19 protein-coding genes and 2 tRNA genes are annotated in these 19009 nt (G+C 59.7%); 11 read left to right on the forward strand and 10 right to left on the reverse strand.

Annotation, left to right across the window (positions count from 1 at the left end):
- The first annotated feature begins 1 nt into the window (after window position 1).
- The 10 genes from DXD94_RS05915 (at window position 2) to DXD94_RS05960 (ending at window position 5754) form a co-directional block, all read left to right on the forward strand.
- Window positions 2-78, forward strand: a tRNA-Met gene (locus tag DXD94_RS05915).
- Window positions 79-174: 96 nt separating this feature from the next.
- On the forward strand, window positions 175-1365 hold the full coding sequence (tuf, locus tag DXD94_RS05920; RefSeq protein WP_089572520.1) for an elongation factor Tu: 1191 nt from the start codon (window positions 175-177) through the stop codon (window positions 1363-1365).
- Between the two features lie 279 nt (window positions 1366-1644).
- Entirely contained in the window at window positions 1645-1794 is a 150-nt protein-coding gene (gene rpmG / locus DXD94_RS05925; RefSeq protein WP_102372646.1) for a 50S ribosomal protein L33, read from the forward strand.
- Between the two features lie 13 nt (window positions 1795-1807).
- Window positions 1808-1883 (forward strand) — tRNA-Trp (locus tag DXD94_RS05930).
- Window positions 1884-1958: 75 nt separating this feature from the next.
- Window positions 1959-2297, forward strand: a complete 339-nt coding sequence (secE, locus tag DXD94_RS05935) for a preprotein translocase subunit SecE (protein ID WP_117583102.1) — start codon at window positions 1959-1961, stop codon at window positions 2295-2297.
- 3 nt (window positions 2298-2300) lie between these two features.
- Complete coding sequence (gene nusG, locus DXD94_RS05940) at window positions 2301-2837, forward strand: transcription termination/antitermination protein NusG (protein WP_099432095.1); 537 nt, start codon at window positions 2301-2303, stop codon at window positions 2835-2837.
- Window positions 2838-2957: 120 nt separating this feature from the next.
- Window positions 2958-3386, forward strand: coding sequence for a 50S ribosomal protein L11 (gene rplK / locus DXD94_RS05945; RefSeq protein ID WP_022093893.1), 429 nt, complete (start codon window positions 2958-2960; stop codon window positions 3384-3386).
- Between the two features lie 117 nt (window positions 3387-3503).
- Complete coding sequence (gene rplA / locus DXD94_RS05950; protein ID WP_117763512.1) at window positions 3504-4211, forward strand: 50S ribosomal protein L1; 708 nt, start codon at window positions 3504-3506, stop codon at window positions 4209-4211.
- A 435-nt stretch (window positions 4212-4646) separates the two neighbouring features.
- Window positions 4647-4886: a hypothetical protein gene (locus tag DXD94_RS05955; RefSeq protein ID WP_233505177.1), complete on the forward strand. Its 240-nt coding sequence runs from the start codon at window positions 4647-4649 to the stop codon at window positions 4884-4886.
- Between the two features lie 106 nt (window positions 4887-4992).
- Complete coding sequence (locus DXD94_RS05960; RefSeq protein WP_117763513.1) at window positions 4993-5754, forward strand: isocitrate/isopropylmalate family dehydrogenase; 762 nt, start codon at window positions 4993-4995, stop codon at window positions 5752-5754.
- 49 nt (window positions 5755-5803) lie between these two features.
- Here the strand turns inward: DXD94_RS05960 and DXD94_RS05965 are convergent, their stop codons facing one another.
- From DXD94_RS05965 to DXD94_RS06010, 10 genes are all read right to left on the reverse strand, one after another.
- Window positions 5804-6514, reverse strand: coding sequence for a metallophosphoesterase (locus DXD94_RS05965; RefSeq protein WP_117763514.1), 711 nt, complete (start codon window positions 6512-6514; stop codon window positions 5804-5806).
- Window positions 6511-8427 (reverse strand): BMP family ABC transporter substrate-binding protein, encoded by a 1917-nt coding sequence (locus DXD94_RS05970; protein ID WP_117763515.1) that lies wholly within the window; start codon window positions 8425-8427, stop codon window positions 6511-6513. The genes DXD94_RS05965 and DXD94_RS05970 overlap by 4 nt, the downstream gene beginning before the upstream one ends.
- Before the next feature lie 93 nt (window positions 8428-8520).
- Window positions 8521-9288, reverse strand: coding sequence for a mechanosensitive ion channel family protein (locus DXD94_RS05975; protein ID WP_117743090.1), 768 nt, complete (start codon window positions 9286-9288; stop codon window positions 8521-8523).
- A 128-nt stretch (window positions 9289-9416) separates the two neighbouring features.
- The gene (locus tag DXD94_RS05980; protein ID WP_117763516.1) at window positions 9417-11447 is read right to left on the reverse strand and encodes a bifunctional UDP-sugar hydrolase/5'-nucleotidase; all 2031 of its coding nucleotides are present in this window, start codon (window positions 11445-11447) and stop codon (window positions 9417-9419) included.
- 72 nt (window positions 11448-11519) lie between these two features.
- Window positions 11520-12314 carry an ABC transporter ATP-binding protein gene (locus DXD94_RS05985; protein WP_117763517.1) on the reverse strand — a complete coding sequence of 265 codons (795 nt, stop codon included), beginning with the start codon at window positions 12312-12314 and terminating at the stop codon, window positions 11520-11522.
- Window positions 12307-13230 carry an ABC transporter permease gene (locus DXD94_RS05990; RefSeq protein ID WP_117743087.1) on the reverse strand — a complete coding sequence of 308 codons (924 nt, stop codon included), beginning with the start codon at window positions 13228-13230 and terminating at the stop codon, window positions 12307-12309. The genes DXD94_RS05985 and DXD94_RS05990 overlap by 8 nt, the downstream gene beginning before the upstream one ends.
- A 204-nt stretch (window positions 13231-13434) precedes the next feature.
- The gene (locus DXD94_RS05995; RefSeq protein WP_117743086.1) at window positions 13435-14415 is read right to left on the reverse strand and encodes an ABC transporter substrate-binding protein; all 981 of its coding nucleotides are present in this window, start codon (window positions 14413-14415) and stop codon (window positions 13435-13437) included.
- Between the two features lie 160 nt (window positions 14416-14575).
- A complete protein-coding gene (locus DXD94_RS06000; protein WP_117763518.1) occupies window positions 14576-15364 on the reverse strand; it encodes a hypothetical protein in 789 nt (262 codons plus the stop codon).
- Between the two features lie 250 nt (window positions 15365-15614).
- Window positions 15615-17018 (reverse strand): asparagine--tRNA ligase, encoded by a 1404-nt coding sequence (asnS, locus tag DXD94_RS06005; RefSeq protein ID WP_117743084.1) that lies wholly within the window; start codon window positions 17016-17018, stop codon window positions 15615-15617.
- A 181-nt stretch (window positions 17019-17199) separates the two neighbouring features.
- Window positions 17200-17763 (reverse strand): PTS glucose transporter subunit IIA, encoded by a 564-nt coding sequence (locus tag DXD94_RS06010; protein WP_117763519.1) that lies wholly within the window; start codon window positions 17761-17763, stop codon window positions 17200-17202.
- Between the two features lie 248 nt (window positions 17764-18011).
- Between DXD94_RS06010 and DXD94_RS06015 the strand changes: the two genes are divergently transcribed.
- The gene (locus DXD94_RS06015) at window positions 18012-18914 is read left to right on the forward strand and encodes an alpha/beta hydrolase (protein ID WP_117763520.1); all 903 of its coding nucleotides are present in this window, start codon (window positions 18012-18014) and stop codon (window positions 18912-18914) included.
- The last annotated feature ends 95 nt before the right edge of the window (window positions 18915-19009 follow it).

Here is a 19009-nt window from a genome sequence, read left to right on the forward strand (position 1 = left end):
CGGCGGTGTAGCTCAGTTGGTTAGAGCACACGGTTCATACCCGTGGCGTCACTGGTTCGAATCCAGTCACCGCTACCATAGGTAACACGGTGGCTTCTCAATAGTATGTTGAGAGGCCACTATGGTATAAAGGCAAAGTCCCGTCCGGGGACGACCTGTTAAGAGGAGGGCTTTATGGCCAAAGAGAAGTTTGAGCGCACTAAGCCGCATGTTAACATCGGCACCATTGGTCACGTCGACCACGGCAAGACCACGCTGACCGCTGCCATCACCAAGGTTCTCTCCGAGACCGAGGGCTGCAAGGCTGACTTCACTGCGTTCGAGAATATCGACAAGGCTCCCGAGGAGCGCGAGCGCGGCATTACGATTTCCGTCTCCCACGTTGAGTACGAGACCGCTTCCCGTCACTACGCTCACGTTGACTGCCCGGGCCACGCTGACTACGTCAAGAACATGATCTCCGGTGCTGCTCAGATGGACGGCGCTATCCTGGTCATCGCCGCTACCGACGGCCCCATGGCTCAGACCCGCGAGCACATCCTGCTCGCCCGTCAGGTCGGCGTTCCCTACATCGTCGTCTTCCTGAACAAGTGCGACATGGTCGACGATGACGAGCTCATCGACCTTGTCGAGATGGAGACCCGTGAACTCCTCTCCGAGTACGATTTCCCCGGCGACGACATCCCCGTCATCCGTGGTTCCGCTCTGGGCGCTCTCGAGGGCGACGCCAAGTGGATGGACGCTATCCGCGAGCTCATGAACGCCGTCGACGAGTACATCCCGACGCCTGCTCGTAACAACGACCTCCCCTTCCTGATGGCCGTTGAGGACGTTATGACCATCTCCGGCCGTGGTACCGTTGCTACCGGCCGTGTCGAGCGCGGTGAGCTCAAGCTCAACGAGCCCGTCGAGATCGTCGGCATCAAGGACACCCAGAACACCGTCGTTACCGGTATCGAGATGTTCCGTAAGTCCATGGACTTCTGCGAGGCTGGCGACAACGTCGGTCTGCTGCTCCGCGGCATCAAGCGCGAGGACATCGAGCGCGGCCAGGTTCTCTGCAAGCCCGGTTCGGTTACCCCGCACACCAAGTTCACCGGCGAGATCTACGTTCTGACCAAGGAGGAGGGCGGCCGTCACACCCCGTTCTTCGATGGTTATCGTCCTCAGTTCTACTTCCGTACCACCGACGTTACCGGTACGGTCAAGCTTCCCGAGGGCACCGAGATGGCTATGCCTGGTGACCACATCACCATCGAGGGCGACCTCATCCACCCGATCGCCATGGAGGAGGGCCTGCGCTTCGCTATCCGCGAGGGTGGCCACACCGTCGGTTCGGGCATCGTCTCCACGATCATTGAGTAAATTAGCTCTCTGATATAGCTGACTTAGAGAACCCGGCACTTATATGGGTGCCGGGTTCTTTTCTGCAATGGACATTGAGTCGTTGCTGGTGTCGAGAGGATCGATAATGGTCCTTGGTACACCGTCGATTAGCTCTCGCTGGCTTCATTGATGTGTTCCAAATATGAATGGATCCACCGAGAACCAATTGACTCGAGGTTTTCGTTGACAGCCCTTACGTAGAGCTGATAAAGTACCATCTCGTGCCCGTACGGGGCGGAAATGAAAGGTTCAGGATACATGCGTACTCTAGTTACTCTTGCGTGCACTGAGTGCAAGCGCCGCAACTATACGACCACTAAGAACAAGGCGAACATGCCTGATCGTATGGAGATCAAGAAGTATTGCCCCTGGTGCCGTCACCACACGCTGCACAAAGAGACCCGCTAGTCTCTAGTCACATACGCCAGTAGTTCAATTGGTAGAGCATCGGTCTCCAAAACCGAGTGTTGAGGGTTCGAGTCCTTCCTGGCGTGCCAGTCATTATTCCGTAAGCTCCCATTGGGGGCTTACGGTTTACTCATGTATAAGCGCATTGCGCGGAGGTAACCCAAATGGCCAACAAGAAGAACAAGAAGAAGGCTCAGCAGCCGGCACCCGCCAACAACGCTGCCGCCAACTCCAAGGTTGAGGCCAAGAAGGCCGTTGCCAAGAAGAACGAGAAGGCTGCGAAGTCCAAGAAGAACGAGAAGCCTGGTTTCTTCGCCCGCACCAAGAAGTATTTCGCTTCGGTCAAGTCCGAGATGAAGCGTGTCACGTGGCCCGATAAGAAGGAGCTCGTGAACTACTCGGTCGTCGTTTGCGCGTCTCTGATCGTCGTCGGCGTCGTCATCGCTCTGCTCGATGCTGGCTTTGGCGAGGCTCTTGCTCTGTTCTCTGGATTGAGGGGCTAAACCATGTCTAAGCGTTGGTACGTCGTTCACACTTACTCTGGATACGAGAACCGCGTTAAGTCTGATCTCGAGCATCGTATCGAGACTATGGGCATGCAGGACCGTATCTTTGATATCGAGATTCCTATGGAGCGCGTCACTGAGATTAAAGAGGGTGGCAAGCGCGAGACCAAGGATTCCAAGATTTTCCCGGGTTATGTTCTGGTCCGCATGGAGATGGATGACGATGCATGGACGTGCGTTCGCAACACGCCCGGCGTCACCGGTTTCCTGGGCGGCAACGGCAAGCCCGCTCCGCTTTCCCGCGACGAGTACAATAAGATGACTCGTCGTCCCGGTAAGGGTGATTCGCCCAAGCGTACCTCGGTTGATATTGAGGTCGGCACGTCCGTCCGCGTCACCGATGGCCCGCTTACCGACTTTGATGGCAAAGTCTCCGAGGTTAACACCGAGGCTGGCAAGCTCAAGGTAACGCTGATGATCTTTGGCCGCGAGACGCCGGTCGAGCTCGACTTTAACCAGGTCGCTGTCATCGCTTAAGTTTTCGTCCGTTCGCGCGAGCGTGCTTCTTCTGTGACTGCTCATCTCAGGAGTGCTTCTAACACGTGCGTGCTTACGATATAGCAAGTACTTCACACTCGTGATTCGAAAGGAATGACCATGGCTGAGAAGAAAGTTGCCAACGTCATTAAGCTCCAGATTCCTGCTGGTGCCGCTAACCCCGCTCCTCCCGTCGGCCCCGCCCTGGGCGCTGCTGGCGTGAACATCATGCAGTTCTGCCAGGCCTTTAACGCCGAGACGCAGGACAAGAAGGGCGACATCATCCCCGTTGAGATCTCTGTCTACGAGGATAAGTCCTTCTCCTTCATCACCAAGACCCCGCCGGCGGCTCACCTCATCAAGAAGGAGCTGAACCTCAAGTCTGGTTCCGCTAAGCCCCAGGCCGACAAGGTTGGTCAGCTCTCCCAGGAGCAGCTCACCAAGATCGCCGAGATCAAGATGCCGGACCTCAATGCCAACGACATTGACGCCGCCAAGAAGATCATCGCCGGTACCGCCCGCTCCATGGGCGTCACCATCGCTGAGTAGCGATTTCTTTAGGTAATGACGGGTGTTCCGACCGGGGCGCCCGTTATATGTGTGCAATAGGGCACACGATACGATGTGGGAGGGCTCACGCCCGTTTAACCACAGGAGGTAATGCACATGGCTAAGCATGGTAAGAGCTATAACGCCGCTGCCGAGAAGATCGACCGCGCCGCGCTCTACACCCCCCTTCAGGCTGCCAAGCTCATCAAGGAGCTCGACACCGCCAAGTTCGACGAGACCATCGAGGCCCACTTCCGTCTGGGCATCGATACTCGTAAGGCTGACCAGAACATCCGTGGTTCCATCTCCCTGCCCCACGGCACCGGCAAGACCGTTCGTGTTGCCGTCTTCGCCGAGGGCGAGAAGGCCCGCGAGGCCGAGGCTGCCGGCGCCGACATCATCGGTTCCGACGAGCTCGTCGCCCAGATCCAGAAGGGCGAGATCAACTTCGACGCCGCTATTGCTACGCCGAACATGATGGCCAAGGTTGGCCGCATCGGTAAGATCCTTGGTCCCCGTGGCCTCATGCCGAACCCCAAACTCGGCACCGTGACCATGGACGTCGCCAAGATGGTCTCCGAGCTCAAGGCTGGCCGCGTTGAGTACCGCGCCGACCGCTACGGCATCTGCCACGTGCCCCTGGGCAAGAAGTCCTTCTCTGAGCAGCAGCTCGTCGAGAACTACGCTGCCCTGTACACCGAGATCCTGCGCGTCAAGCCCTCTTCTGCTAAGGGCAAGTACGTCAAGTCCATCTCCGTGTCTTCCACCATGGGCCCTGGCGTCAAGGTCGATCCCGCTGTCCAGCGTGACTTCCTGGCTGAGTAACTGCTAGTTACTGCCTCAGCAAAGCAAACATTGCTAAAGGAACCCAGTTCTGCCTCGTGCAGGACCGGGTTCTTTGCTATCTCGGGGCAAAACCACCACAAAGGGGACAGGCACCTTCGTGGTGGTTTTGCCTCGGTTGCTCCAAAATCCCCACTTCGCGTCGTTTCGACTGTGTTGCACTTTAGCGCGATGTAGTGAATACCCGAGGTTGAAAGGAGCCAGACATGTTCTATAACACGCAGCAGCTCCTAGGCCTAGCGCTGCTAGATGGGATAGCGCGCTAGGGTTGCAATCTCGCTATAACGATGAGTTGTACCCGGGTGCGCTATCGTCCGCTGCTTTTGGGCGTGATGAGCGACACGGGTATTTTTCTATCTTGGGGCACTCCATCTCTCCTGAAAGCCATCTGTATCTCAGGCCTATCAGGAGGAAATCATGAGTCGCAAAATCGCAATCTTTGACACTACGCTGCGCGACGGGGAGCAGCCTCCCGGCGTCAGCATGAATACTGAGGGAAAAATCGTTATCGCACGTCAGCTGGTGCGCATGAACGTCGATGTGATCGAGGCGGGCTTTCCCATCTCGAGCCCCGGCGATTTTCGCTCGGTGCAGGAGATTGGCAAGATCGCGGGCGACCGGTGCACGGTATGGAGTCTCACCCGTGCGGTCGACTAGGATATCGAAGTGGCCGCAGAAGCCCTCAAGACGGCTCAGAGGCCCCGTATCCATACCGGCCTGAGGTAAGCCAGCCATCTGCGCGATAAGCTCCATATGACCGAGGATGAGGCTAGCATCAGTCGGTGGCCCTAAGTGGGATTCGACCGATCCGGCGGCCCCACGCCGCGAGCTTACCGGCGGCATTTACTTTGGCAAGCACGATCGTTTCTACGACGAGGACGACGCGGGCGCTAATGGCGCTGCGGGCCAGCGTGCGGTCGATGTGATGGAGTACCGCGAGTTCGAGGTGGAGCGCATTGCCCGTCAAACGTTCGAAGCGGCCTGCAAGCGTCGCGGTGACGTGACGAGTGTGGATAAGCGCAACGTGCTGGAGACGAGCCGCATGTGGCGCAAGGTCGTGCATCGCGTGCATGATGAAGAGTGCCCCGATGTGCAGCTCGAAGACCTGCTCGTCGATAACGCCGCTATGCAGCTCATCAACCGACCGGGCGACTTTGACGTCGTAGTTACGGAGAACATGTTCGGCGACATTCTCTCCGACGATGCTGCACAGATTACGGGCTCGCTCGGCATGCTCGCCTCTGCTTCGCTGGGCGACGGCGTTTCGCTGTTCGAGCCGAGCGCTGGCAGCGCGCCCGATATCGCAGGGCTCGGTATTGCCAATCCGCTCGCACAGATCCTGTCGGCGGCAATGCTGCTCACGTACGCGCTCGACATGGGCGAGCAGGCCGTCTTAGTCGAAAATGCCGTGGCCCATGTGCTCGACGAGGATTGGCGTACCCGCGACATCGCCGACGCCAACACCCCTGCCGATAAGATCCTCGGCACCGCTCAGATGGGCGATAAGGTCATCGCCGCCCTATAGCGTCGAGAGTCCGGAACCACCACAAAGGTGCCTGTCCCCATTGTGGTGGTTACCAGGGGGTTCTGGCGGTCGAGGACTCGATGGCCTCGTGGCGCTTGAGCTCGCGGCGCATGGTTTGCGAATTGAGCCAGGCTGCTTGCCAGCCACGGATGGGGTAGCGCGTCTCGTCGAGTTCAAACTGCGTATAGCCGCAGGCGTTGATGATCGTTGCCCCGCATGCGTGCTGACGCTCGCGCTGAAAATCGCAACCGTAGCTTTGGTGCACATGCCCGTGCACCATGTAGTCCGGATTCCAGGATTCGAGTGCCGTGTTAAGGCATTCGAATCCTCGATGCGGTAGATCATCCAGATCGCCCACGCCGGCGGCGGGCGCATGGGTGAGCAAGATGTCGCAGCCGCCGACCATCCTCACTTTGTGGGACAGCTTGCGCACGCGCTTGGCCATCTCGCGCTCGGTGTACATGTTGGCGCCATCTCGGTAGCGCATGGAGCCGCCAAGCCCCGCAATGCGAACGCCGCGATACACGTACACGGTGTCTTCGACACAGATGCAGCCGCCCGGTGCATGACGTGCGTAGCGGTCATCGTGGTTGCCGCGGACGTAGATGAGCGGTTTGTTGATGACCGTGACTAAAAACTCAAGATAGTCCGGGTCCAGGTCGCCGGCAGACAGAATCAGGTCGACACCCTCAAAGCGCTCCTTGCGAAAGCACTCCCAAAGGCATCGTTCTTCGGTATCTGCTATGGCAAGGATCTTCATAGGGCGGTAACCCCCGGCTCATCGTCGAGCTGCGGAATGGTGCCCACCACGTTGTCCGCCAGCCAATTCATCTCGACAATCTGCGTGCTCGGCAGTGGGGGAAAGCCCTCAATCTGCACCACGCCGTCTTGGCTATGGAGCTCGCCGCCAAATGGATTGATGGAGCCCTCGACGATGCCATTGCGGAGTAGCTGAACAAGCTTGCGCGTCTGGTAGGGTAGGCCCGGAGCATAACGGATGTCGATAACACCTGAGCTCATGCCGTACCAGTAGTTGACGGCGCGAACCTGGCTGTCGTCACTGGTCTCATCCCAGGTGCCATGCAGCAGGCTTCGCACGATAAGCTCGTAGTATCGGCCCCAGTTCCATACCGGCATGGCAATGCCGACAGCCTTGCCATCGACCAGACGGTGAAGTCCGTAGGCCGTGGGGTCTTCGAGTGACTTTGACATGTCGGCGCCGGTCATGACGCTCACACCTTCGCGGCACATGGCCTCGGCAAGGCCTCCGGCGGGCACATCGCCCCAAGTCAGGATAATTTGCGCACGGGGGTCGAGCAGCGAGGCGCCAATCGCAAAGGCGTTGATCTCGCTGAGCGCGCCCGAGGCGAAGACCGACGCGTGGTAACCGATGCGGTGGTTGTCCGCCATGCTGGCGGCAAGGGCGCCCAAGAGAAATTTGGCCTCGTACATCTTGCCAAAGTACGAACGGACGCTTTGGTGGGGAAGGCCGATAGAGCAGTTGAGGAATCGCACCTGAGGATACTCGACGGCAGCCCTGAGCGTGTATTCCATCAGGCGGTGCGAGGTCGAGAAAATGACGTTTGCTCCATGTATGACAGCCGTTTCCACGGCGGCGTAGAACACGTCCGGATCGTGGCAGTTTTCGAACGCCTCGGTGCGCACGATGCCGCCAAAGTGCTCGTCAAGATATTGGCGCCCTTGATCGTGCAGGCTGTCCCAGCTCGATGTCGCACAGGGGAATTCGTGGATAAAGGCGATGCGCAGGGGATTGGTCGCCGAGTAGACGGTCTTGCCCATAAAGAAGTTGAGCACGCCGGAGGTGGACTTGGCGGGCAACTCTTCCTCGTTGGGTTGAGGGGCTTCGACAAGATCGACCTTGTCCTCGTCACTTTTGCCGGCAATGACCAGCTCGCGCCAAATCTTGCACAGGCGGTTAACGACGATATCCGTCGGCGTATCCAGCAGGCGGTCCTGGTTGTACACATTGAGGTAGACGAGCATGGCGTCGGCGGGCGCAATGTCCAGATGGTCGCCACCTGCGCGAAGGTAAGCGCGCTTAAAGAGCAGGAAGGTGTGGCGCAGGTAGTCGACCTTTTTCTGCGGCCATTTTTCGATAAGGTTCTGACCGAGCATCTTGGCGAGCGTCTCGTAGCTTCCCTCGCGCGAGAACTCGATCTCGTATAGGGGACAGACGTGCCAAAACGCACAGAACTCACCGTACAGGCGGCTTTCGACGGAATCCCATTTGCCGGGGTAGAGACGGGTGACCTTGGCGGAAACCGTTGGGGCGTCCAGGAATTTGAGGACACTGACGCGCTTGTTGCCCTCTTGGACGTAAAACCGATGCATGAACTCGGTTACGATGACGGGATCGCGATAGCCCTCGGTCACCTGGATGTCGTAGAGGTTGGACCACTTGCGGGCGAACTCGGTGTTAAACGGCAGCAGGGGCATAAAGTTGCACGAAAAGGCGGACTGGCGGCCCTTGGTAACCGTACCGACGACCATTTCGAGCGGAATATCCCGCAGGCCGACGTTCTCTCGCTGACCTAAGGGGAGCTGAGCAACCAGGCTATCGAGGTCCGTAAGGTACGGGTGCTCGCTTTGGCTGATGGCGCGACGGCGTCCCTGCTCGCCGCGCTTGCGTGCTTGACGATAGGCCTCTTCCATGGTGTCTACTCCCTTAGTCGTTTAAACAACTATATATACCATGGTACCACGAATGAAAACCACCACAAAGGTGCCTGTCCCCTTTGTGGTGGTTTAGGCAATGATGGGGGCGATGGCGCGGATGCAGGCGTCGGCAGCGGTGAAAGTGGTGCTGTCGTCGCTGACGATAAAGATGATCTTTCCTTTGATGCCAAAGTCGCCGATCTCGCTAAAGAGCACGTAGGGCTCCTTGTCAAAGCCCGAGATGGGCGAGACGGCCGTTTTGGTTGCGCTCGTGAGCTCGTCTGCCAGCGCGTCAAGGGAAGCCCATTTAGACGTGTCCTTTACGGCGACGGGCACGGTCACGCGCCCAAAGGGCATCAGATGCACGAGTGTGTTCTTGGAGATGTTGGAGTTGGGCACAATGATGGTCTGTCCACAGGCATCTTCGATGGTCGTGTGGCGCCAGGTGATGTCTTGGACCACGCCGGATACGCCGCCGACCTCGATATTGTCGCCGGGCTTGATGATGCCCATAAACGTCACTTGCATGCCGCCGATAAGGTTTGAGAGAGTGTCCTGAAAGCCGAGCGAGATGGCGATGCCGCCGACGCCAAGAGCGGCGACGAGTGCGTTTGCGTTGATGCCAAAACAGTTGTCGAGGATAAAGCTGCCGCCGATCATCCAGATGACGGCGCGCGCGATGTTGATGAAGATGCTCGATGAAGGGAGTGGGTTATCGTCGCGGTTAAGCAGGTGGTGCAGGGTCTTGGACGCGACTTTGGCGGCAACGGCGGTGCCGATGGCCAGGATGCCGGCCCAGATGATGTTGTGGACCCATCGTTGTGCAAAGAAATGAAGAATTGGCTCAAACAATTCCATGTAGGGAAACCTCCTCATGATCGTCCAACCATGATACCCACCAAGAAGCCCGTCCGATCAAATTCTGACGGGCTTCTGTGCTCGATATAAGGTTTGCACGGCGGGGCTGCAAGGCCCGGCGGTGTAGCTTAGCGTCGACGCTTCCAGATAATGCCGAGAATGATGATGACGATGCCGCCGATGAGGCATGCGCCGACCATAGCCAGCGTGCGGTCTCCCGTTGCGGCGAGCTTACCGGTCGTCTTCTTGGTGATGACCTTCGTGGTCGTCGTATCCGTCTGAGGCGAGGGCTGAGGCGTCGGGGCCGGTGTGGGCGTGGGGTCCACGGCGGCGGAGCCAAAGCTGATGGTGCCCGCGAGCGAGGCCATCTTGCTCTCCCAGCTGTTCTGCCCGATCAGCGCCCTTAGTGCTGACTCGCAGGTACCCCACTCGGTGTGCTTGGTGGCGTTTGCGAAGGTGGGGAAGTCGGTCGTGTTGGTGATGATGTAGTTGTTGGTGGCGACGGTATAGGTCTTGGCGGGGTCGAGCGTGCTGCCATCCTTGGTGAGTGTGGCGCTCACGATGCGCTTGCCTTCGGACTGCGTCCAATCGATTGTCACGTTGATGCCGCCGAAGGAAAGGACACTGCCGGAGTCGTCGCGCCACTTGTACATGTCTTGCGCCTCCTGCTCGGTGTGGCCGGCCGCCACGTAGGCTTGCTGAAGCTCGTAGCTGTGATTGCACTCGTCACTGATCTGCAGCGAGTGCTCGAGCGCTGCCAGGAAGTCCGCACCGGTCATGGTCCAGGTCTCCACGGTGTTGCCGTAGGGCGAGATAGCGATGACGTTGCCGGCGGTCACATCGCCCGCCGCGATGCCGCCGCGGATGCCGCCCGCGTTCTCGATGGCAAGGTCTGCGCCCGTCAGGTCAAGATAGGAGCCGCAGATCACATGTCCGATGGTCTGGGCCTTGGTGGTGTCGCCCTTCTTGCTGGGACGGAAATCGGCGGTGCGCACCATTTCCCAACCATGCGTGCCTGCGGCGTCCTCGCCGTAGAAATAATTGGTAGAGCTCGTGCCGAGCACCTCGCTCGATGCGGCGCTAAAGGCATCGTCGAGCGGCTTGATCTTGTTGTTGCTGACCTCATCAAGGATGCTCTGATAGGTGGAGCCCTTGTTGGGGTCGGTCAAAAGAACGTTTACGTCCTTGGCGGTATAGAGCTTCTCGTCGCTTTTGCCTGCGTATACCGCCACCGTGTCATCGTCGGTGCTTTCGGTGCCCTTGGTGTCGTACTCGTAGGGGACGGAAAGCAGTCCCACCTCGGCAAAGGCACTGCCCGCCTCGACAACGTGGATTGTCTTGCCGTCGGCTCCCGTCACCTTCTCGTTAAGGTTGATGTGCTCGTGGCCTGCGATAAGGGCATCGACGCCACGGAGCCGCGTGGCAAAGGTCTTGGCGTCGAGCGTGTGCGCGATACACACAACAACATCGCAGCCCTCCTTGCGCAGCTGCTCCGCCTCGGCATTGATGGCGTTCGCGGCACTCGAGAAGCTGGTGCCCGCGACCAGGTCCGCGCGCAGCGAGGAACCTAGCGACTCATCCATGGCTCCGACGACGCCGACCTTAATCTTGTAGTTAAACGTGGAACTGTCCTCGCCGTCCTTCCAAGTGCGGTTGAGCGTCTTGGTGATGCTCGAGCTCCATACGCCGTTCGAGGACGTTGCATTCGCGCAAAGCATGGCGAAGGGCGTACCGGTGGTGCTGTGGCCGGTCATGGCGCGGAGCTTGTCCGCGCCGTAGCTCCAGTCGTGGTTGCCCGGCGTGGTCGCGTCGTAGCCGTCGGCATAGAAGGTGTCCATGAGCTCGGCGATGCTTTTGCCCTCGCTCATGGTGGCGAAGGACTGTCCATGGAAGGTGTCACCCGCATCGAGCAGAAGATCGGGGGCGTTGCCCTGGGCGCTATAGAGGACTGCCAGTCCGTCAAAGCCCACAGTGCCGGTGCCCTTGCTTGCGTTGTAGCTGTACTTGTAGCTGCCGTGGATATCGTTGGTGTGCATGACGGTCACGGAGTCGTTGATCGCCTGGGGCAGATCGCTCGCAAGGGCGAGGCTGGGTGCGCCAGTGAACACGCCGGCAAGCAGCGCGGCGGTTAACGCAAGGCAGGGGACGAATCTTTTCATGGCAGTCTCCTTAGTCCTTAACAAAAACCACCACAAAGGTGCCTGTCCCCTTTGTGGTGGTTTTCTAAGTCGTTAGCTTAGCAGCATGCGGTCGTTGGCGAGCTCGCCGCCCGAGACCTCCTCGAACTTCTGCAGCAGGTCGGCGACGGTGAGCGACTTTTTCTCGTTGCCTGCCACATCGTAGATCACGTGGCCCTCGTGCATCATGATCAGACGGTTGCCCAGACGGATGGCGTCGTTCATGTTGTGTGTGACCATGAGCGTGGTCAGGTGGTTCTCGACGACGATTTCCTCGGTCAGGTTGAGCACCTTCGCTGCCGTCTTGGGGTCGAGGGCCGCCGTGTGCTCGTCGAGCAGCAGCAGGCGCGGCTTGGTGAGCGTGGCCATCAGCAGGGTGAGTGCCTGGCGCTGGCCACCCGAGAGCAGGCCGACCTTAGCGTTGAGGCGCGTATCCAGACCAAGGTCCAGACGCTTGAGCAGCTCAACGTACTCGTCCTTCTCGGCCTTGGTGACGCCCCACGAAAGACCGCGATGCTGGCCGCGGCGCTTGGCGAGGGCCAGGTTCTCGGCGATCTGCATGTCGGCTGCGGTGCCGCGCATGGGATCCTGGAACACGCGGCCCAGGTACTTGGCGCGCTGCGACTCGCTCAGGCGCGAGATATCGGTGCCGTCGAGCTCGATAACGCCCGAATCGAGCGGATACACGCCGGCGATCATGTTGAGCAGCGTGGACTTGCCGGCGCCGTTGCCGCCAATCACGGTTACAAAGTCGCCGTCGTTAAGGGTGAGGTCGACACCGGTGAGCGCGCGCTTCTCGGTGACGGTGCCCTTGTTAAAGGTCTTCTTGACGTGTGAGAGCTTAAGCATCAGCCTCATCTCCCTTCGTGTAGGAGCTGCGGAGCTTATATCGCTCCCAAACCACGGGCACGCACAGGGCCACGGCCACGATTACGGCGGAGAGCAGCTTCATGTCGTTGGCGTCCATGCCCAGCTGCAGCACGATGGCGCGGATAAGGAAGTACACCACGGAGCCAAAGACGGCGGAGGCAAGACGGACGCTAAACTGCGTGAGTCCGCCGGGCAGCAGGCGACCGAGCACTTCGCCGATGACGATGGCGGCAAGGCCGATAACGATGGCGCCTGTGCCCATGCCAATGTCGGCATACTTTTGGCTCTGGCAGATAAGCGCACCCGAAAGGCCGATGAGGGCGTTGGAGAGCACGAGAGCGATCATCTTGGTGGAGTTGGTGTTAACGCCCAAGGCGCGGATCATGTACTCGTTGTTGCCGGTGGCGCGCAGCGCGGAGCCGATCTCGGTACCAAAGAACCAGTACAGGATGGCAACGATGGCCACGGCGAGCAGGATGCCCAAGATGATGGCAACGGTGGACTGCGGCAGACCGGTCATATTGCTGACGGCCGAGAACACGGTGCCCTTGGCAAGGATGGGCGTGTTGGATTTGCCCATGATGCGCAGGTTGACGGACCACAGGCTAATTTGGGTGAGGATTCCAGCGAGGATCGCGGGAATCTCGAAGACGGTGGTCAGAATGCCCGTGACCGCGCCCGCGATGGCGCCGGCGCACATGCCGGCCAGCACGGCGAGCAGCGGGTCGACGTTATTGTTGACGATGAGTACGGCGCAGACACAGCCGCCGAGGGCAAAGCTGCCGTCGCAGGTCATATCGGGGATGTCGAGCAGGCGGAACGTGATAAACACGCCAAGCACCATAATGCCCCAGAGGACGCCCTGCGAAACGGCGCCCTGCAATGCAATGAGCATGCTTCATACCTCCTAGGATAGGGTGGACACGTGATGTTCCATAATAGCGGTAACAATGAATATAAGAGCGGCAGGCAAACGTTTTGTTTTATCTGAAACAAGCAGGGCGAACGTCGGTCTATGACGTTCGCCCCAATGACTCAGATATTGAATAACGCAGCTATAGTGCGAGAACGAACCCTAGATGCGTTATGGCGCATGGCGCTACTCGTCCAGGGCGGAAAGGTCGATGCCCAGCGCCTCGGCCATCTCGTCGTTCTTGACGACGACCAAGTCCTTGCTCGAGAGGTGCTCGACAGCCATATCCTCGGGCTTGGCCTCGCCCTTCAGGATCTTAACGGCCATCTCGCCCGCGGCATAGCCCAGGTCCTCATAGTTGATGGAGAGGGTGAACAGACCGCCGGCCTTGCACATGCCCTCCTCGCCGGTAACGAAGGGGAGCTTGTTCTCCTTGCAGATCTGACCGACCTGCGAAGCGCCCGCGGCGATGGTGTTGTCGGTGGGGGAGTAGAGCGCGTCGACCTTGCCCACGGCGGACTCGACGACGGACTGGATTTCGTTGGAGCTCGAGACGGTGAAGTCGGTGTACTCCAGGCCAAGCTTGTCGAGTTCCTTCTTGGCGGCCTTGATTTGGACGTCGGAGTTGGACTCGGCGGTGCAGTAGAGCAGGCCGACCTTCTTTACGTCGGGCAGGACCTTCTGCATCATCTCGAGTTGCTCGGCGACCGGGGTAAGGTCGGAGGCGCCGGTGACGTTGGTGCCGGGCCTGTCGTTGTCCTGGACCAGGCCGGAGGCGGCGTAGTCGGTGATGGCGCAGCCCACGATGGGGATATCCGCCGTGGCACCGGCAGCAGCCTGTGCGGCGGGCGTGGCGATGGCGTAGATCAGGTCGACGCCATCGCCCACGAACTTGTCGGCGATGGACTTACACGTGGACTGGTCGTTCTGGGCGTTCTTCTGGTCGATCTTGACCTTAAGGCCGCTTTTCTTGATGGCCTTGACAAAGCCGTTGTTGGCGGCATCGAGTGCGGAGTGCTCGGTGAGCTGCAGAACGCCGATGGTGTAGTCGGAACCGGCGGCAGCAGAGCCGGAACCAGAGTTGCCGCCGCATCCGGCGAGCGGGGCGAGCGCGAGCAGGCCGGCGGAGACCAGAAGGCTCCTGCGGCTGATGGTGATGTCCTTCATATCATTACCCCCAGTATAAAAATGGCTGGAAACACTGCACTGGGACAAAGTGCAAGTGGAACTATAGTAACGCCGATGTTCATTTTTACAACAGCCTGGCGGGTTTTTTAATACAGAACCGGATAGGCGGTACGGGTAGTCGAATGGGTGGCAGAGATGCTTATGCGGCGGAGACGGCGTCATCATCCTCGTCCAGGGCGGCAAAGAGTTTCTTGCCGTCAAGGAGGCGCGTGCTGACGTTTCTCATACGGGTGATCTCGACGGTGCGCAGCGTATCGTCGGTGCCTCGGGCGTCGTAGACCGTTCCCAGCAGATACGAGATGCCATCGCGCTGCCTGATGGCAAAGGGTCGGAGCGTCATCCGCACCGCTTCGGTTTCGCCACGGGCGAGGGTACTCGAGATATCAAAGCTGACGGTCGTTCCGTGGTCGATGGCCTGCTCGACGAGCTCGCACGTGTCGATGCGCTTGATGGGCGTGCGTGTTGCCTTGGTAGCCTTGCTGCCTGCGCTTGGAGCGGGTTCGGGTGTATCGAGGTAGTCGCGAACGTCGGCACTCGCCATGGCAACTAAATGCTGCGCCATGCTCTTGCGGATAGCGATAGGCGTGGAGCGGTTGCGCATGACCATGCCGTGGAGCCGGATGATCTCTTCATCGGTGAGCGGGCGGGTAAGAAGTTTGTAGCCCACGCCGCGTTTGTAGTCGATTTCGTATCCGGCGTGACGAAGCGCGGATATCGAGGTGTAGATGCTGCGCCGCGCCGCCGAGATGGGCATGCGGGTGGGGTCATCGGGATGGGCGAGGTGCTCGATTAACTCATCGGAAAGCAATGCCTTGTCTTCGCCGGTGTTTTCGCTCAAGAGCTGCAGGATGCGCACGGCGCGATAGGCCGCCATCGAGGCGGCGCCTCTGGTCGTGGTCTCATAGTTTTCAACAACGGCTTCGGTCATAACGCCCACGTCCTTTCCATTTTGGGTGGCGACGGTACGGAGCCTAGGACGCGGGGCTTGCCTAGGGGCGCAGGGCGCTCTGGGCGGTCGGTAGTCGTCGGCAGGCGGCGGGTCGAGTTTTCAACAGCCCTGCTCAACTAACCAAAACCTTGCCAAAAGCTTGACGGGTGCTGTTGAAAAAAAGCGCCCCTCGGCTTGCCGAGAGGCGCTGGCGCGATGCGCTGTAACGCGCTGGGTGGCGCTGTGGCGATTAGAAGTCGGCGTTGCCCACGGTGCGCGGGTGCGGCAGGACGTCGCGGATGTTGCCCACGCCGGTGAGGTACATCACCAAGCGCTCGAAGCCCAGACCGTAGCCGGCGTGCTTGCAGGAACCGTAGCGGCGCAGGTCAAGGTAGTACTTGTACTGCTCGGGATTCATACCCAGGTCCTTGATGCGGGCCTCGAGCAGATCCAGGCGCTCCTCGCGCTGGGAGCCGCCGATAATCTCGCCGATACCGGGAACCAGGCAGTCGGCGGCGGCGACGGTCTTGCCGTCCTCGTTCATGCGCATGTAGAACGCCTTGATCTCGGCCGGGTAGTCGGTTACGAAGGTCGGGCGCTTAAAGTGCTCTTCGGTCAGGAAACGCTCGTGCTCGGTCTGCAGGTCGATGCCCCAGCTGACGGGGTAGTCGAACTGGTGACCCGCGGCGACTGCCTGCTCCAGGATCTCGACGGCCTCGGTGTAGGTAACGCGGGCAAAGTCGGAGTTTGCCACGTGGTTCAGGCGCTCGACCAGGCCCTTGTCCACAAACTTGTTGAGCATGTTGAGCTCGTCGGGGCAGGTGGCCATAACGTCCTTAAGGACGTACTTGAGCATGGCCTCGGCGTTATCCATGTAGTCGTTAAGGTCGGCAAAGGCCATCTCGGGCTCGATCATCCAAAACTCGGCGGCGTGACGCGTGGTGTTGGAGTTTTCGGCGCGGAAGGTGGGGCCAAAGGTGTACACGTCGCCAAAGGCCATGGCAAAGTTCTCGGCATTGAGCTGACCGGACACGGTGAGGCTCGCATGCTTACCAAAGAAGTCCTGGCTCCAGTCGACCTCGCCGGACTCGGTGAGGGGCGGATTTTTGGGGTCGAGCGTGGTCACGCGGAACATCTCGCCGGCACCCTCGCAGTCACTCGTGGTGATGATGGGGGTGTTGACGTAGACAAAGCCCTGCTCCTGGAAGAACCGGTGGATGGCGGCAGCCGCGACAGAGCGGATGCGGAACACGGCGCGGAACAGGTTAGTGCGCGGGCGCAGGTGCTGCTGGGTGCGCAGGAACTCGACGGTTGCGCGCTTCTTCTGCAGCGGGTAATCCGGGGCGCTGACGCCCTCGATCTCGATGGAGGTGGCAGAAAGCTCGAAGGGCTGGGGCGCATCGGGGGTCAGCTTGACGGTGCCAGTGCAAATGAGTGCGGCCGAGACGTTTTGGTGGGCGATCTCGTCGTAGTTGTCGAGCGCCTCGCGGTTCATGACGACCTGCAGGTCGCGGAAGCAGCTGCCGTCGTTGAGCGTAACAAAGCCAAAGTTCTTCATGTCGCGGACGGACTTGACCCAGCCGGCGACAGTGACGGTCTGGCCGCCGAGCGACTCGGCATCGGCATAGAGCTGCGCGATTTTGGTGCGGTTCACGTATCCTCCCATAGCGGTTGAATGATAGTTATCCATACAGTTCGATATTCTAGCAGCTCGGCTCATTTGGGCTATACAGATAAGGCATTGGCGGGATGGTTTTTCAAACGAAAAGCGCCCGCGGCCAAATGGTCGCGGGCGCTTGACGAGGTGCCTTTTGGCTGTGTGGCACGGGGCCTGGCTACTTGGTCTTGGCTACCAGCAGCGGGTCGCCAAGCTTGACGAGCGGGTTGCCGCCGATAAGCGTTCCAGACTCGCCGACATGGTCGATGCTCTTAAGACGATCGAGCTCGGAGACGATGACGGTCACGATGTCCTCGTGACCGGCGGCCTTAATAGCCTCGCGGTCGAAGCTGATGAGCGGCTGGCCTGCCTTGACCACATCGCCCATCTCGACAAAGCGGGTAAAACCCTTGCCGTTCATTTCCACGGTGCCCAGGCCAACATGGATGAACACGCGAAGACCGTCCTCGGTGATCATGCCGATGGAGTGGTTGGTGACGGTGGTGGCGCCGATGCGGCCGTTGGCGGGCGCATAGATGGTGTCGGTGATGGGCTCGATGCCATAGCCCTGACCGAGCATGCCCGCGGCGATGGTCTCGTCGGGAACCTCGTCCAGATTGACGAGTACGCCGTTGACAGGGGCATAGATGACGCCTTCGCGGGTAGCGAAGCTTGCTGAGGGCGGAACGGACGCCTCGCCCGACGAAGTGAACGTGGACTTGAGCGAATCGAGCAGACCCATAGTTGCCTCCAACGTATCAAGCGCGCCTGTTGCACGCGTGTAATGTAGCCGGAAACGTTACGTATGTGTTTCCCGGCACGGTCAGCGTCCCTATTTTACGCTGTGAAACGATAGTGCTGAGCTGGGATTATGTGATATATCAGTTGAAAGGGAACTTATTGCGGGAGTGTTTCTGCGCCGTGGGTCCAACTGGGGTACGCTTGAGGACGAAAAAATAGTGCGCACGAATTGCGCGAAGGGAGCACCAATTGATTATCGAGAGTCATGCGCTGTGGGGCGAGGAGCCGACTGAGGAATATCCGGCGACGTTTACCTATTTGGGCGCCGAGCCGCTGCCCGATAAGCCTAATGGTCGTCGCCCGGCAGCGATCATCTGCGGCGGAGGCGCGTTTACGCACATCGCTCCGCATGAGCAAGATCCGGTGGCGTTTGCGTTTTTGGATCACGGGTACCAGGCTTTTGTGCTCAACTATGTGACAAGCGGCACGGGCGACGTGAGTTTTCCGCACCCGCAGGCCGATCTTGCCAAGATGGTCGCCACGGTGCGCGCTAATGCCGACGAATGGCATGTCGACCCCAAGCGCGTGTGCGTCGTGGGCTTTTCGGCGGGCGGCATGCTCTGCGCCTCGTTAGCAACGCAGTGGAAGACCGGTCCCTTTGCGGCGCTTGCCGGGGTGCGTCCGGATGATATTCGCCCCGACGCCGTGGTGCTGGGCTATCCATTGCTCGACCTTGCCTATGTGCGCGACACGCAGACGCGCGATCCGCGCATTGACCTGCGCGTGCCCAAGACGGGCGGCAAGACGGGACGTGATTTGCTTAACGACTACCTGTCGATGGTGACGGGCGGTGAGGCAACCGACGAACACTTGGCCGACATCTGCCCCACCACGCATGTTTCGCGCCAGATGCCGCCGACCTTTGTGTGGGGCGTGTCCGACGACAAGACGGCGCCGATCGCGCAGGTCTACCCGTTTGCGCAGCGCATGGCCGAGGAGGGCGTCGCATGCGAGATGCACGTCTTTGACCAGGGCGGCCACGGCCTTTCGCTCGGCAACGCCAACACCGCAGTCGACAACGAGGACAAGCAGGTGGCGGTCCGTCCTTGGATTCGTCTAGCCTTCCGCTTCCTCGAGCGCCACGGGTTTTAGTTACGGCGTTTTACCAAACGCCGTAACTGCTCGACGCTGCAAGCCCGCCAGGGAGGCAATCTGCCTTTCAACTTCGGCGGCATGACCAGAAGGTC

It is taken from the genome of Collinsella sp. TM10-22 (assembly GCF_003466125.1).
Classification (GTDB): domain Bacteria; phylum Actinomycetota; class Coriobacteriia; order Coriobacteriales; family Coriobacteriaceae; genus Collinsella.

What these genes read in the sequence shown, in the direction of transcription:
- DXD94_RS05970 (WP_117763515.1), bottom strand. Translation starts at nt 8,427, where the DNA reads ATGGAAGAGGCCTATCGTCAAGCACGCAAGCGCGGCGAGCAGGGACGC.
- DXD94_RS05975 (WP_117743090.1), bottom strand. Translation starts at nt 9,288, where the DNA reads ATGGAATTGTTTGAGCCAATTCTTCATTTCTTTGCACAACGATGGGTC.
- rplK (WP_022093893.1), top strand. Translation starts at nt 2,958, where the DNA reads ATGGCTGAGAAGAAAGTTGCCAACGTCATTAAGCTCCAGATTCCTGCT.
- DXD94_RS05955 (WP_233505177.1), top strand. Translation starts at nt 4,647, where the DNA reads ATGAGTCGCAAAATCGCAATCTTTGACACTACGCTGCGCGACGGGGAG.
- DXD94_RS06010 (WP_117763519.1), bottom strand. Translation starts at nt 17,763, where the DNA reads ATGGGTCTGCTCGATTCGCTCAAGTCCACGTTCACTTCGTCGGGCGAG.
- DXD94_RS05985 (WP_117763517.1), bottom strand. Translation starts at nt 12,314, where the DNA reads ATGCTTAAGCTCTCACACGTCAAGAAGACCTTTAACAAGGGCACCGTC.
- rplA (WP_117763512.1), top strand. Translation starts at nt 3,504, where the DNA reads ATGGCTAAGCATGGTAAGAGCTATAACGCCGCTGCCGAGAAGATCGAC.
- DXD94_RS05980 (WP_117763516.1), bottom strand. Translation starts at nt 11,447, where the DNA reads ATGAAAAGATTCGTCCCCTGCCTTGCGTTAACCGCCGCGCTGCTTGCC.
- tuf (WP_089572520.1), top strand. Translation starts at nt 175, where the DNA reads ATGGCCAAAGAGAAGTTTGAGCGCACTAAGCCGCATGTTAACATCGGC.
- DXD94_RS05995 (WP_117743086.1), bottom strand. Translation starts at nt 14,415, where the DNA reads ATGAAGGACATCACCATCAGCCGCAGGAGCCTTCTGGTCTCCGCCGGC.
- nusG (WP_099432095.1), top strand. Translation starts at nt 2,301, where the DNA reads ATGTCTAAGCGTTGGTACGTCGTTCACACTTACTCTGGATACGAGAAC.
- DXD94_RS06000 (WP_117763518.1), bottom strand. Translation starts at nt 15,364, where the DNA reads ATGACCGAAGCCGTTGTTGAAAACTATGAGACCACGACCAGAGGCGCC.
- DXD94_RS05965 (WP_117763514.1), bottom strand. Translation starts at nt 6,514, where the DNA reads ATGAAGATCCTTGCCATAGCAGATACCGAAGAACGATGCCTTTGGGAG.
- DXD94_RS05960 (WP_117763513.1), top strand. Translation starts at nt 4,993, where the DNA reads ATGAGGCTAGCATCAGTCGGTGGCCCTAAGTGGGATTCGACCGATCCG.
- rpmG (WP_102372646.1), top strand. Translation starts at nt 1,645, where the DNA reads ATGCGTACTCTAGTTACTCTTGCGTGCACTGAGTGCAAGCGCCGCAAC.
- secE (WP_117583102.1), top strand. Translation starts at nt 1,959, where the DNA reads ATGGCCAACAAGAAGAACAAGAAGAAGGCTCAGCAGCCGGCACCCGCC.
- DXD94_RS05990 (WP_117743087.1), bottom strand. Translation starts at nt 13,230, where the DNA reads ATGCTCATTGCATTGCAGGGCGCCGTTTCGCAGGGCGTCCTCTGGGGC.